This is a genomic window from Streptomyces phyllanthi, from assembly GCF_009377205.1.
GTDB lineage: Bacteria > Actinomycetota > Actinomycetes > Streptomycetales > Streptomycetaceae > Streptomyces > Streptomyces phyllanthi.
The window spans coordinates 1-13419 of record NZ_VJZE01000250.1; the positions used below are offsets into that span (position 1 = coordinate 1).

At 70.6% G+C, this 13419-nt stretch carries 11 protein-coding genes and 1 pseudogene; 5 read left to right on the forward strand and 7 right to left on the reverse strand.

Translation table 11 applies throughout. The features are described from left to right. Positions 1 to 639: 639 nt before the first annotated feature. Positions 640 to 1383: a flavodoxin family protein gene (locus FNH04_RS28495; RefSeq protein ID WP_152788654.1), complete on the forward strand. Its 744-nt coding sequence runs from the start codon at positions 640 to 642 to the stop codon at positions 1381 to 1383. A gap of 31 nt (positions 1384 to 1414) precedes the next feature. Continuing rightward, on the forward strand, positions 1415 to 1711 hold the full coding sequence (locus tag FNH04_RS49500) for a hypothetical protein (protein WP_386575292.1): 297 nt from the start codon (positions 1415 to 1417) through the stop codon (positions 1709 to 1711). Positions 1712 to 1741: 30 nt separating this feature from the next. Here the strand turns inward: FNH04_RS49500 and FNH04_RS28505 are convergent, their stop codons facing one another. The 5 genes from FNH04_RS28505 to FNH04_RS28525 all read right to left on the reverse strand — a co-directional run bounded on the left by FNH04_RS28505 (position 1742) and on the right by FNH04_RS28525 (position 6570). Further along, the gene (locus tag FNH04_RS28505; RefSeq protein WP_322724093.1) at positions 1742 to 3256 is read right to left on the reverse strand and encodes an MDR family MFS transporter; all 1515 of its coding nucleotides are present in this window, start codon (positions 3254 to 3256) and stop codon (positions 1742 to 1744) included. A gap of 248 nt (positions 3257 to 3504) precedes the next feature. Then, positions 3505 to 4464, reverse strand: a complete 960-nt coding sequence (gene tgmB, locus FNH04_RS28510; protein WP_152788656.1) for an ATP-grasp ribosomal peptide maturase — start codon at positions 4462 to 4464, stop codon at positions 3505 to 3507. A 14-nt stretch (positions 4465 to 4478) separates the two neighbouring features. Next, positions 4479 to 4670, reverse strand: a complete 192-nt coding sequence (tgmA, locus tag FNH04_RS28515; protein WP_322724095.1) for a putative ATP-grasp-modified RiPP — start codon at positions 4668 to 4670, stop codon at positions 4479 to 4481. Between the two features lie 382 nt (positions 4671 to 5052). Then, positions 5053 to 5847 carry a hypothetical protein gene (locus tag FNH04_RS28520; RefSeq protein ID WP_152788657.1) on the reverse strand — a complete coding sequence of 265 codons (795 nt, stop codon included), beginning with the start codon at positions 5845 to 5847 and terminating at the stop codon, positions 5053 to 5055. Between the two features lie 90 nt (positions 5848 to 5937). Continuing rightward, entirely contained in the window at positions 5938 to 6570 is a 633-nt protein-coding gene (locus FNH04_RS28525; RefSeq protein WP_194236844.1) for an RNA polymerase sigma factor, read from the reverse strand. Positions 6571 to 6838: 268 nt separating this feature from the next. Here FNH04_RS28525 and FNH04_RS28530 point away from each other — a divergent pair, with 268 nt between their 5' ends. Continuing rightward, positions 6839 to 7333 (forward strand): DUF1877 family protein, encoded by a 495-nt coding sequence (locus FNH04_RS28530; RefSeq protein WP_152788659.1) that lies wholly within the window; start codon positions 6839 to 6841, stop codon positions 7331 to 7333. A gap of 384 nt (positions 7334 to 7717) precedes the next feature. Here the strand turns inward: FNH04_RS28530 and FNH04_RS28535 are convergent, their stop codons facing one another. Further along, positions 7718 to 11149, reverse strand: coding sequence for a serine protease (locus FNH04_RS28535; protein WP_152788660.1), 3432 nt, complete (start codon positions 11147 to 11149; stop codon positions 7718 to 7720). Further along, the gene (locus FNH04_RS28540; RefSeq protein ID WP_152788661.1) at positions 11149 to 11511 is read right to left on the reverse strand and encodes a trypco2 family protein; all 363 of its coding nucleotides are present in this window, start codon (positions 11509 to 11511) and stop codon (positions 11149 to 11151) included. The genes FNH04_RS28535 and FNH04_RS28540 overlap by 1 nt, the downstream gene beginning before the upstream one ends. 323 nt (positions 11512 to 11834) lie before the next feature. On the opposite strand from FNH04_RS28540, the pseudogene FNH04_RS28545 reads away from it, so the two are divergent. Further along, a pseudogene (locus FNH04_RS28545) lies at positions 11835 to 12128 on the forward strand (glycine/betaine ABC transporter substrate-binding protein); the annotation flags it as partial. 274 nt (positions 12129 to 12402) lie between these two features. Beyond that, positions 12403 to 13104: a DUF4232 domain-containing protein gene (locus FNH04_RS28550; RefSeq protein WP_152788662.1), complete on the forward strand. Its 702-nt coding sequence runs from the start codon at positions 12403 to 12405 to the stop codon at positions 13102 to 13104. The last annotated feature ends 315 nt before the right edge of the window (positions 13105 to 13419 follow it).

Genomic DNA, 13419 nt, shown 5'->3' on the forward strand with positions numbered 1-13419 from the left:
CCCCCGCACGCCCCTGCGCATGCCCTTCACGGCTTACGGCCCACCGCACCGGACAGCGCGGCCCCGCCTGCCGCCGTGAAGCACCGGCTCGCGCGCGACGCGGCGCACGGTTCCAGGATCTTTGGACTGTCCGGTAAGGAGGCGACCCCGGCTCCGCGGCGCGCGTTCATCCGCAGGGTCGCGATCCCTCGCTCACCGGGCACGTCCAAGGGCTGGGCGCGCTCGACCGGGACGGGGGCTCGGCGCTGGATGACGCCGAGGCCGCGCGTCGGTTCGCTGGGCCGGAGCGTACTCACCTGAGTCCCCCTGGTTCACGTCCTGTTCCGGTCGGCCCCGGAAGCGCGACTCCACACGGTAACGGGCGTGCAGGGGCCCGGCCGTCGCGGCCCGGTGGCACACGGCCTCCACACCGGACGGGGCACGGCCGCCGGGTCCCACACATCGGCGCCGGGAGCGTCGCGCACGTCGAACACGAGCGGCTCGTGCCCGCGCGCCGCCGGCGCCTCGACACCGGCGTGCGGCTGGTCGGTCCGCACCGGCGCCGCACCATGGGACCGCCCCCGTACGTCGTGACTCCGTCAGACAGGCGCAGGTGCGTCGAACCGGGACAAACAGGGCTCCGCGCGAGACGCTGCCCTCATGACGACCTCACCCTCCACCGATGCCCCCGCCGACAACCCCTACCGCTTCGACGATCTGACCGCCCTCTTCGTCAACTGCACCCTCAAGCCGTCCCCGCAGCTCAGCCACACCCAGGGCCTGATCGACAGGAGCCGGGCTGTCATGGACGCCGTCGGCGTGACCACGGACCTGATCCGCGCGGTGGACCACGACATCGCACCCGGCGTCTACCCGGACATGACCGAGCACGGCTTCGCCACCGACGCCTGGCCGGGGCTGTACGAGAAGGTGATGGCCGCCGACATCCTCGTGCTCGCCGGCCCGATCTGGCTGGGCGACAACAGCTCCGTCACCAAGCAGGTCATCGAGCGCCTGTATGCCTGCTCCTCGCTGCTCAACTCCCAGGGCCAGTACGCCTACTACGGCCGTGTCGGCGGCTGTCTGATCACCGGCAACGAGGACGGCGTGAAGCACTGCGCGATGAACGTCCTCTACAGCCTCCAGCACCTCGGCTACACGATCCCGCCCCAGGCGGACGCCGGCTGGATCGGCGCGGCAGGCCCCGGACCGTCGTACCTCGATCAGGGCTCGGGCGGCCCGGAGAACGACTTCACCAACCGCAACACCAGCTTCATGACCTGGAACCTGATGCACATCGCCGCCCTGCTGAAACGCGCCGGAGGCATTCCCGCCCACGGCAACCAGCGCTCGCAGTGGGACGCCGGCTGCCGTCCGGGTGCGGACAACCCGGAGCACCGCTGACCGGCTGGTGGCCGACCGGGGGACCGGGCATGTGACGACGCACGGCGCACGGCGCACGACGCACGAGGTCGTGGAAGCGGCCGGTGGTGTCCCGGGCGAGGTCGGGGCGAACGCGGTCAAGCACCAGGACGGGGAGCAGCTCGCCGCCCTGGTGTGCCTCATCGCCGTCGTCAACGCCCGCACCCGGCGGAACGGGGCAGCGGTGCGGCCACTGAGCTGTGCCCTTCTCGGCCTGAGCCTGCCCGAGCCTGCCTGCGCCCGCCTGACGGAGGGCCGGCAGCGGTCGGCCGCGGCCGGTGATCCGGGACGGCGTCGCCGACCGCCTTGACCGTCGTCCTGCGGTCGGTCTGCGGACCGGTCAGGTCTCGTTGGCGGTGACGGGCTCCCCTCGGCCGGGGTGTCCGTCGGCGGGCGGGTCCGCGTCGGCGCTGCCGTGGTCCTGGGTGCCGGCGCCCGTGATCCGGTTCGGCAGCTTCGCCGCGACGACGATCGTCACCAGCGCGAGGGCGGCCGCGACGACGAAGGCCAGCTTCATCCCGCTCACCTGTGCGGGCACGGCGGCGACGCCGTCGGCGACCAGGTGGCTGGTGCGCGTGGACATCACGGTCACCACCAGCGCGGTCCCGAACGCTGCGGCGACCTGCTGCAACGTCCCGAGCATCGAACTTCCGTGCGAGTACAGGTGTGGGGGAAGCGCGCCCATGCCGAGCGTGAAGACCGGGGTGAACGTCGCCGCCAGGCTGACCATCAGCAGCGCGTGCAGTCCCAGCACCTGCCAGTACGGCATCGTCATGGAGACCTGGGTGAACCCGCAGAGGGCGAGCACCATGCCGATCGAGCCGGGCAGCACCAGGGGCCGACTGCCGAACCGGTCGAACGCCTTTCCGACGGTGGGTCCCAGCAGGCCCATGACCAGACCGCCCGGCATGACCAGCAGGCCGGTCTCCAGCGGGTTGAGCCCGCGCAGGTTCTGCAGATACAGCGGCAGCAGGATCATCGATCCGAGCATCGCCAGGAACCCGACGGACATGAGAGCCAAGGACAGGCCGTAGGTGCGGTGCCCGAGGGTGCGCAGGTCCATCAGAGGCACACCGGTGCGTTGCAGCTTGAGCTGGCGCATCACGAAGACCGCGATGGTCGCGATCCCGGCGACGCCGATCCCGATGCCGAGCCCGGCCCTGCCCCCGCTGTCGCCGATGAGGCTCAGGCCGTACACCAGGCCGCCGAAGCCGAGCGCCGCCACGCCGACGCTGAGCCAGTCGATGGAACTCACCTGCGGATCGCCGATGTTCTCCACCCTGCGCAGGCCGAACAGGGTCACCAGAGCCGCGATCGGCAGGACGACCACGAACAGCAGTCGCCAGGAGCCGACCTGCAGGATCAGTCCGGACACGGCGGGTCCGAGCGCGGGCGCGACCGAGATCGCCAGGGTGACGTTGCCCATCACCCGGCCGCGGTCGTGCTCGGGCACCACGACCATCAACGTGGTCATCAGCAGGGGCATCATCACGGCTGTGCCCGCCGCCTGCACGACCCGCCCCAGCAGCAGCACCTCGAAGGACGGAGCGACGGCTGACAGGGCGGTACCCGCGAGGAACACGCCCATCGCTATCGCGTAGGCCTGGCGGGTGGTGACGCGCTGCAGGAACCAGCCGGTGACCGGGATCACGGCAGCCATGGTGAGCATGAACGCGGTGGACACCCACTGCGCCGACTGCTCGGTGATGCGCAACGAGTCCATCAACCGCGGGATGGCGTTGATCATGATCGTCTCGTTGAGGATCACCACGAACGTGGCCAGCACCAGCAGCCGCACCACCGTCGGTGTGCGGCCCGCCCGCACCGCAGGTTGTTCCTGGATCGCATCTGACACGGCAGCACCTCGCTGGGGTTCCTGGTCACAGTCGCCTCGCAGCCAAGGGCCGCCGGCATGGACGTGGGTGGTGACATCAGTGAAGACCCCTACGCCCGGCAGAACTCATCGGTGCCCGAGTGTTCCGCATCGTTGCGCATATCTCTGCCGAATTTTCGTCTGCTCGACGAAGGCAACCGGCCACGCGACCCCTCTTGCCGGTGGCCGCCCGGGCCGGGTCGAGCGTGGTGCGACGCGCCAGACAGGGGCTATCGCCTGCCGCGCCACTGCTGACCCCGGCCCGCCTGGCGCTGTGCCAGCCACAGGGCGACCGCCTCAGAGATCGGCTGCCCGGTCTCCAGTTCCACGAAGCCGAACTGGCCGCTCTGGTTGCACTCGAGGAACCACCAGAAACCCTCCTCGTCTTCAGCGAAGTCGAAGGCGGCGTACGCCAGTCCGGCCATGGCGACGTACTCGTGCACCGACTTGCCGACGCGTTCGGGCACCGAAACCGCCTCCCAGGTGTGCCCGGTGTCGCCGTAGCGCCCGTCGACCTGGTCCGGCTGGGCCGTCTTCCGCGCGGCGAACAGCCGGGTGCTGACACAGGTCAGACGAATGTCGGCACGCTTGCGTATGTACCGCTGCAACAGCGCGGGACCGGCCGCGACGCCGGAGAAGTCCGAGTCGGGCCCGATCAGAGTCGTGGGCAGAGCCAGCGTGGGGTCACCGGGCGGCGGTCCCGAGGCGGACTTCACCACCACCTCCCGGTGCTCCTCGGCGAACTGCCGTGCCAGGCGCGGGGAGGTGGTGAAGACAGTCGGTGGTACGGCGAAGCCGCTGAGATGAGCGGCCCTCAACTGCCATGGCTTCAGTCGGGCCCGGTCGGCGTTGCGCGGATGGTTCATCCATCGCGTAGAGCCGGAGTAGAGCATTCCGAACAGCGCCTGACGGGTCTCGGCGGTCAGCCACGCCGAGGAGTGTGCCGCGTGCGCGGCCGGTTCGCCGGGCCTGCGCACCCAGACGGACCGCAGGCCTCCCATGCTGAGCACACGTCCGTTCACCGACAGGTGGCCCTCGAAGTCGCCATGGGCGTAACGCGCGGACAACACCGCCTTGCCCGGCAGGTCGGCAGGATCCAGCCGCATCACGGGAGCGCCCGCCTCGTGCAGTCTGGCCACCACCATGTCGGCGGTGACGTCCTCCTCGGACGTGAGGATCAGTACGGTCATTCGACTACGGATCGTCAGTCGTCGAAGTGGGTCTGGGAACCGGCGGTGGACGTCGTCGTCCCGGCCGCCAGGAGGAGGTCCCGGTCGGTGACGGCCGGACGGCCGTCGGGGAGCACGTTCAGCTGAAGCGACTCGTCGAAGCTGTAGGGCGTCACCACGATCGGAAGCGGCCTGGGGAAGGCGTAGTTGAGGGTGAACGGTCGCACTCGAAACCTCCAGGTTCGCACGCTGCCTGCATGCAGTCCCTCGCGCGCTCCTCGCGCGGGGAATTCATCACTTCTGCCATATCCGGGGAAAGCCGTCACATGGTCTGTCGCCTCATCAGCCTCTTTCGCATCACGGACATCAAAGACACTCAATTTCCCCGCCACTTACACATCGAAAGAGGCGCTGCAAACGTCACTGGGCATGCCTGGGGTGAGTCCTTGCGTGGTTCGGGAGAACAGGTGGCTCGTGGGGCTCCGGTGAAGGGAGCGTCCGGACTCATCAGTGGTCGCCGGGGGCCGGAAAGGTTGCCGGGAGCAGGGAACTGCCGCCGCCGGAGTGCGTACGACTGCGTTCCGGCGAGTACCGGTGGCCCGGGAACGGTTACTCGTCCTTCCCGCCGCCCGCCCGGCCGTTGCCGGCCGCGTCGTCCGCGCCGCCGGGCGCGTTGCCGGGATTCCCGTTGCCCGACGTGCCGGTGTTCCCCGCCGTCTCCGTGCCGGCGTCCGCGGCACCCGCGGTGGGTCTGCCCGTGTCGCCGGACCTGCTCGGCGTGGCTGTCGCCCGCGCCAGCTGCTCCGCGCAGTACGCCGCGACCTCGTCCTCGCCGCCCGCCGCCGCGACGAGCTGCTGCCATGCCGTCGCGTCGAGCGCCTTGCCGCTGTCCTGGACCTGTTCGTAGGCACGGCAGTGGGCCTCGGTGTCCCGAGCGGAGGACGAGCCGTCCCTCGCGCCGAGGCCGCCGGAGGACGCCGGCGAGGTCTCACCGCCCGGCCGGGCCGGGGCGGCCACCGAGGGGCGCGGGGTGCTCCGGCCGGTACCGTCCGAGTGCGAGCCGGCTGAACCTATGGCCGCGACGGCGACACCGCCCAGGGCGAGACTGGTGAACACGGCGGCGGACGTCGCCTTCACAGAGCGCCTGGCACGCCGCTCCGCGGGCAGCCGCCAGTCGTCCCGGCGCCGGGTACGCGCTCGGTGCGCACCCGCGCCGCGAGCGGCCCGGAACGCGGCCACGGCCCGCTGCTCGGCTTCGGGGGCGAGATCGCTCGCGCGCATGGCGGCGGCGAGCACCGTCCGCAGCGCGACATCGTCACACGGGTCCCACGGGCCGGGCACGGCGTCGCCGGGGTGCACACGTCGACGGCCCGTGACTCCGTCGCCGCTCAGCCGATCACCCATGTCCGTTTTCCGTTCTCGCCCGTCCCGTTGGATGCGTCCGGCGTGTCGGGTCCTGATGCCTGCCCGCCCGTCCACTGACGCCGTCGTGACTCATTTCGACTCCCCCAGCGTCCGGGAAGCTTCATCCGTCACACCCTTTCCCGCCTCCCTCCTGACGCCCAACTGGTGGGCGAGGCGTTTCAGGCCCCGGTGCGTGGCGGTGCGCACCGCGCCGGGGCGCTTGCCGAGGACGCGCGCGGCGGCGGGGCCGTCCAGGCCGACGACAACGCGCAGGAGGACGGCCTCGGCCTGGTCCCGCGGCAGCCCGCGGACCAGTTCCAGGGCCCGCTCGGTGGAGAGGGACTCCAGGGCCTGTTCAGGGGTGCTGTGCCGGCCTGGCAGGTCCAGTACGTCCTGTTCGATCGATCCCGGCCGGGGCCGAACACGCTGGCGGCGCAGATGGTCCAGTGCCCGGTGTCGGGCGATGGTCGCCGTCCAGCCGCGGAAACCGGCCCCGTCTCCCTTGAACCGTCCGAGGTCACGGGCGATCTCCAGCCAGGCGTCGGACGCCACGTCCTCGGCGTCGTCGCCGACGAATCCGCGCAGATAGCCCAGCAGGCCCGGCTGCACGATCCGGTAGGCGACCGCGAACGCGGTCTCGTCCCCGTCCTGGGCCCGCGCGACGGCCGCGCCCAGTTCCCCGTCGCGGGCCTGTGCGTAGCGGGGTTGCCGTTCCTGGCCCAAGACCGTCCTCGTTCGCACCGTGTTCCTTGCGAGTCCGTGCCGTCCGACGCGCCCCGTTCGCTTCGACGGCCTCATGGTGACAAGCGTGCGTGCTCACAGAAGTGTCACAACGCATCAGGCGTCCTTCACGTCGTCTCCGGCGCTCGGACACCGGTGCGCGACCCGCACCGTCCTGTCCGGGTGACGTCTCGCGTCGGCCGTGCGCTGGGTGACCACCACTCCGCCGGGCGGGGGTGACGTTCCGGAGCCCCTGCGCGCTCCTTCTGTGATGAGCACCTACTTCCATCTGCGAGCGGTGCCGCCCGCGGCACTGCGCAACAGCGTGACCTGGCTTGAACGACTGTTCGGCGACGACTGGGACATCGTCCGGCGCCGCGTCGACCGACGTCGTGAGGAGGTACTGGACAAGCGTTATCTGGATCAGGAGCTGCTCTACGCCGCTGATACTCCCCAGGGCACGGGGGATCGGCCCCAGGCCCAGGTGGTGCTCGGCGGTCGGCCGGTGTTCCATCCCGACCCCTGCAAGCCGCCGTTCCTGATGCTGACGGCGGGCCGGGCGCGCGGGGTGGCCAGGTTCCTGACGACGTCGGACTTCGACGCGCTGTGGGGTTTCGCCCGGGACGACCTGCTCCCGCGCTACGGCGGGGTGACGGCGGAGCCCGACACGCGGGACAGATTCGCGGCCGCGCACCGGGACCTGACGGAGTTCTACGCGCGGACGGCCGAGTGCGGAGACGCGGTGGTGAAGTGGCTGCCGGCCTGAGGCACGCGGCTCGGAAGCCGGAGCCCGCCGCCTTCTGGCGGAAGCCTCAGCGCATCCGCGGAAGCTTTTGCGCATCAACTGGCTGAGGCACAACGCCATGTCGAGGAACTCGGCGGCAGACTGGACCTGGTGGTGCCCGTCGCACAGCCGATGCCCGGCTGTGCGGCGGTGGCGCAGGAGGTCACCGACGAAGCACCCACCCCCAGGCCGCCGACCTGGGGCTTCAACAGGAGCGGGGGACGAGAGTCGACCCCGCGCACGCGCCCGCACAGCGCCCGCTGCGGGATTCGGCCGGTCCGTCGGGGCTGCCGGTGGCGGGCTGAAACCGAGAATGGAGGCGTGGCCGCTGCGCCTGGGGCAGCCCCTTCTTCGTCCGCGCGTCGGTCAGGAGTCAGTCGCCGTGACGACCTGGGGTTTCACCCTGCGTCCGTTCACCCTGATGACCAGGCCTCGGTGACGGCGCAACGGGGTCAGGTCGAGCACCGTGCCTCCGCGGCACTCGAGGGTGAGCCGAGTGAGGTACGGGAAGACCCGGGCCAGGTTCAGGGCAGTCCCTCCCTGGGAGATCGCTCGCAGCGTCAGGGAGTGGATCCTCGGCAGGCGCGTGAGCTTCTCGCCGGGCGAACCCCAGGGGATCTTCGGGAGAGGCAGGCGCGGTGAGTCCGTCGGGAAGCCGAGGCTGGACAGCGCGGGGGCGCGGGCGGCCGCGTAGAGCAGCGTGCCGATGTCGCAGGCACTGGCCAGATCGAGATTCGTGAGGGACGCCCAGCCCGACAGGTCGTTGATCAGCACGGGTGTCTCACTGGTCACCGAGAGGGTTCTGACGGTCCGATGGCCCGCAGGCAGGGGGATGTCACTGTCCTGCAGGGTTCCCGACAACGACAGGGACGACAGCCGGTTCAGTCGCCGCAGAGGAGCCAGAGCGGACTTGGGCAGATGGCGCAGGTCGAGTTCGAGGTGGGTCAGTGGCAGACCGTCCAGTGCCGACAGGTCCTTGAGGTCGGGACAGTTCCTGAGAACGAGTGAACGGACCGCGGACTGGTGGCGCAGGAAGAAGACTCCGTCCAGCAACGGGTTGTCCACCATCCGGATTCCGTGAAATCGGTCGCGCGGCAGGTGGGCCGACAGCTCGGCGTCGGGTATGGCCGCCCGGAAGGTCAGCTGACCGACAGGGCCGCAATGACACAGCGCGCGCATCATGTCGGCCTCAGTGATGCGAAGTTCCTCGTGGGTCAGGTCCATGTGCGCGAGGACTTCCCGGGCGTAGTCGTCCGCCGGGTAGGACGGCCACACTCCACAGAGGACGTCCCGGACGCCTCGCGACTCGTGCCGGGTGAACGCTCTCAGCAGGGGCAGCGACGCGGGACCGCCGATGTCGGAGAGCAGTTCCGCGATGGCCTTGGCCTGTGAGGCGTTCAGCTCCTCGGGGGCCGGTATCAGGGGAAGTACGTACTCGCCGAGGGACCTCAGCTTCTCGTACCCGACGCTGCGAATCCTCGGGATGAGCGTCCTGATGCGTTCCGCTGTCCGCTCCCGTACTTCTTCGTCCAGTACCACCGCGCTCTGCGCGCACCGCGCCGCCAGCACGTGGATGTCGCCGCCGGCCTTCTGGCCCTGTTCAGCCGCCCGGTCGCCCTTCTCCGTCAAACCCTCGACCAGGCGACGGACTTCCCCCCGATTCCCGTGGCCCACGGCGAGCAGGATGATGTCCTGCCACTGCTCGTCGCCCGCGTGTTGCAGCAACTCGCCCAGCCCGTCGCTCTCCTGGAGCTCCTTGGCCGCCAGGTAGTCCTGAAAGGTGCGATGGATGAACTGGACGACCGTCTCGTTGCGTTCCTGGAGGAGGCCGCTGCGGTTCAGCAGGTGGGTCAGGATGTCCTTTGGGGAACCCTGTTGGCGTACCTGGGGCATCCCCCTCATCGCCAGGTCGATCTGGTGCTCGGCCTGGGCGTGGTTGAACTCGACGTAACCGCCCCGGGCCAGCCACACCGCGATCCGCTGGAGCACCTGATGGTGCTCCTCCACGCCCAGGGTGATGCCCTCCGGGTCGTTCACCCGACGGAGGGTGTCCCTTCCGCCCAGCAGCATGGTGAGGGCCGCGTTGTAGAGGGACCAGCGGCTCTCCGGGAGGAAGCCGCGCCGACGGCGGTGGAGGGCACAGATCACGGCGGCCAGCAGCGGGGTACGGGCCAGATTGCGCAGCGTCGGGTTGCGGGCCAGCTCCTTGGCCAGGTCCTGTTCCAGGGAGCGCAGTTGCGCGTCCTCCGCCGCGGCCCGGTGCTCGTCGCGGAATCCCGCGCACTCCAGGCGGGCTGCCGCGTGCCAGGCCTTCGAGAAGGCAAGGACGTCCGAGTCCCGCATGGGCAGGAGGCGCAGCTCCTCGAAGTGCTCCGTGGCCAGCCAGCCTGAGGGTACGGCGAGCGGGCGTACCGTCACGAGGCAGCGGTTGTGCGGGTACATCGCCAGCAGGTCGCCGAGGCGACGGCGTGCCTCCTCACGGCGAGGGGGCGGGATCTCGTCCATGCCGTCGACGAGAAGCAGGGCGCGGCCGGACTCCAGGACCCGCTGGGGCCAGCCGTCGGGCACCGAACCGATCTGGAGTTCGGCTGCTGCGGGCAGTTGCTCGGGTGTCGGGAAGGCGCTGCCCAGCGTGTGCAGACTGCGCATGGGGACGACGAAGGGGACCAGGTCGTTCAACTCGGCGAGTTCATGCCCGAGTGCTCCGCACGCCGCGTGTGAGGCGAGCCACCAGACCAGGGTGGTCTTGCCTGCGCCCGCCTCGCCGCGCAGCACGGTCCGGGGACGGTCGGCGAGGAGGTCGTTGACCCGGCGGGGGACCGGTACGGACTCCGGGTCGGGTTCGGGCGGCATGGCAGGGGAGGCCTGCGGGGCTGCGTACGCCTGCGGTCCCGCGTGCGTGAGCGGGCCCGAGGATCTCCGTGCGGGCCGTTCGCCCTCGTACGGCTGCGCTCCTTCGGTTCGCTGCTCCGACCGGCGCGAGGCCGAGACGGCCTCCAGGCTCAGGTACGCCGTGTCCAGGTCCCAGCTGGTCTCCGTGGTCCCCAGCTCGTCGATGCCGAATATCTCGGTCTTGCGGTAACGGGTCTGGAGGGCGCGGGCGTAGTGCTGTTCGAAGAGCTCGTCCCGCTGGTGGAAGCCGGTGAGAGGTTCCAGGACAGGTGGGACGTGACTGTGCTCTGTCCCGGTCACCCGGCGGGGAAAGCCCGGTGCGTCGAGGATCCGGTCCACGGGGGCGGCTTCGACGCGGCGGTGGTCCCGGCCGTCCGGGACCTCGGTGACCACGCCGAGGAGCACGGCACCCGCGAACAGTGGGGATCCGGACAGCCCGGCGAGGGGCGAGGAGCCGCCCGTCGGCGGGGCGACCACCGCCCGGTCGAACTCGCAGACGAGCGAGGACCTGAGCCGTCCGGCCATCGGCAGGACGGTCCCTGTGAGCTGGTCGTACTCCAAGTGGCCTGCCGCGCCGTACCGCTGGACGGCTGGGAAGCCGACGACCTGGCAGCCGGGCAGAGGATCGGTGGTCGTGAGGGTGCCCCAGCGCAGTCGGGCCAGGGCCCACTGCTCCGGGGCGACGAGGTCCTCGCCGGTGAGAAGCAGGGCCACGTCGAGGCGCTCGTCCCGCCAGATCGCCCGGCTGGGGATGGGCCGCTCGCTCTCCGGGTGGACCGTGCGGATCCACTCCTGGTCCCGCAGGACGTGGGCGCAGGTCAGTACGAGGCGCGGGCTCAGCAGGACACCGGACCCCTGGGCACCGGCCTGCACCACCACCGTCCGTTCGACGGCCGAGCGCAGCATCACGGCACCGTCGGCGTGCCGCGACCGAACGCGGCGACGCTGCCCTCGGTGTCGTTGCCCACCTTCAACGGACGCCCCGTACGGGCGTCCTGGGCGCGTAGGGTGAAACTCACCCTGTGCGTGCGGGTGCCGGCGTACGAGCGGTCGGCGCCCGCGTCCAGTACCCACGCTTTCACCCTCGCACCGGCCTTGGTCTCACGGTGCATCTCGACCGTGAACTCCATCTCGATGTCGCCCAGTTCGAAGACCACCTCCTGGCCGACCGAGCGGCGCGCGGCGGCGAGGAGTTCGTCACGGACGGCCTGGACGGCGTCGGCGAGTTCGATACGACCGATGTGGGGCGCGTCGCTCGAGGAGCTCATGGGTGCCTTTCGGTGGACGGGTCGCGCCGGGCCAGGGGCGGCTCGGACGGCGGCGTGGGTCGGTCGGGATGCGGGATGTGGGATGCGGGGTGCGGGGTGCGGGGTGCGGAACAGCGGTTCAGCCCGTGCGGTCCGCCCGTGTCGTGGCGGGCTCAGAGCATGAGGTCGTCCTCGCGATCGGGAGGCCGTGTGAGGAAACCGCGCGGGGATACCGTGGGCACACCCTGGCGGCCTGCTCGACGGCCGCGTCCGCCCACACGGACGGCCGGTCGTACCGCGCTGCTGCTTCCATGTCGCTCCCCCGGAAAGCATGGTCGGCTCTGCTGGACCAGCGTACGTTCACCGGGCGTCGCAGAGGGGGGCTGATCCAGGCGTTCCGGGACGCCGAGAGGAACAAGAGGTGGGTGATCGGCTACTTCTACGAGCCGCAGTGGTTCTTCTCGGAGGTGCCGCTGGCCCACGTCAAGCTGCCCCAGCACACGGCAGGCTGCGACGCGGAGCCGGCGAAGGTCGCCTGCGACTACCCCGTGTTCGACCTCGACAAGATGACACCGGAGGCGGCGGCGAAGAAGTGGATCGAGGCGAACCCCGACAAGGTCGAGGCGTGGCTCGGCTAGTACCGGCCGAGAGCGGTCCGGGCGCCGGTCCTGACGGGCTCCCGGCCTCGGCAGGGCCGCGGGGTGAGCGGGCAACCGGGATCGGCCTCTCGCCGGATGGGGGCCGCTTCGCTTCCCACGGTCCGCCGGAGCTGTGTCACAGGCGCGTGACGACCGCGTCCTGGACGTGAGACGGCATCAACCCGCAGTCGGGAGTGGCCCTCTTGGTGATCGTAAACGCGCGGTACCGGGCACCTGGCGCCCCGCATCAGTCACCCTGGAAGGGACATCCGTAATGAACCGTCGCCTGCGCACCGCCCTCGCCGTCACCTCCGTGGTCGGCGCGGGCCTGCTGATGACAGCGTGCGGGGGCGGTGACACGCCGCCGGCGTCCGCTGACGCGGCCGCCGTCTCGGACTCCTCGGCGGCGTCCGGCCAGACGAGCCCTACGGCGACCGGTGGCGGCGAGGGTGGGGACAAGAGTGGCGGAAGCAGTGGTTCCGGCGCTTCGAACGGCGGCGGGACCACGGGAGGCGGCTCATCGGACAAGTCCGGTACGGCCGGCGACGACACGTCCGGAGACAAGAGCGGCTACGGGCAGAGCTGCGGTACCAACGACATCTCCTGGAGCGTGAGCTCTGAGACCCAGGCGGGCGGCTACTACCTGATCAAGGCCAAGGCCAAGCCCGGCATCACCTGTGTCATGCCCGCCGCGCTGCCGGTCGTGGCCTTCGGCTCGGACGGAACGGCCGCCAAGCCCGCGGAGCAGTCCGCGGGCCAGGAGATCACGCTGCGTGACGGGGTCACCGCCTACGCCGGTGTGAACCCGAAGACCACCAACGAGGACGGTGGCAAGGAGCTGAACAGCCTCATCGTCTCCGTCTCCGACGGCGACCCGAACCCGGTGTCCCTGAAGGTCGGCTCGTTCGTCGTCGACCAGCCGATCGTCACCAGCTGGCACACCTCCGCCGCTGATGCCGTTCCCTTTTCCAGCTGAGGCGGACTGAACGCGGGCATTCCTCACTCCGGGCTTCGTCTTCCCGTCTTCCTGCTACTCGGCGGCGGGAGGCGGTCCCGGGAGGCGGTCCCGGGAAGCGTCTGCGCAGGTGGCGGTCGCCGAGGGGGTGTGGAACTGCTGCCGCTTGACCGTGTACGCGTGCGCTTTCGTGAGCATGGGTGAGCTTCGGTGCCGGCGGCCGGGGCGTGCGACGGACTTCCGGTCGAGGGGAACGGGAGTCCGTCTGTCGAATGCGTGACCTTCGTGTGCGGTGGTCGTCGAGTGTGGTGACAGGGTCTGCGAACCCGGCCGGGG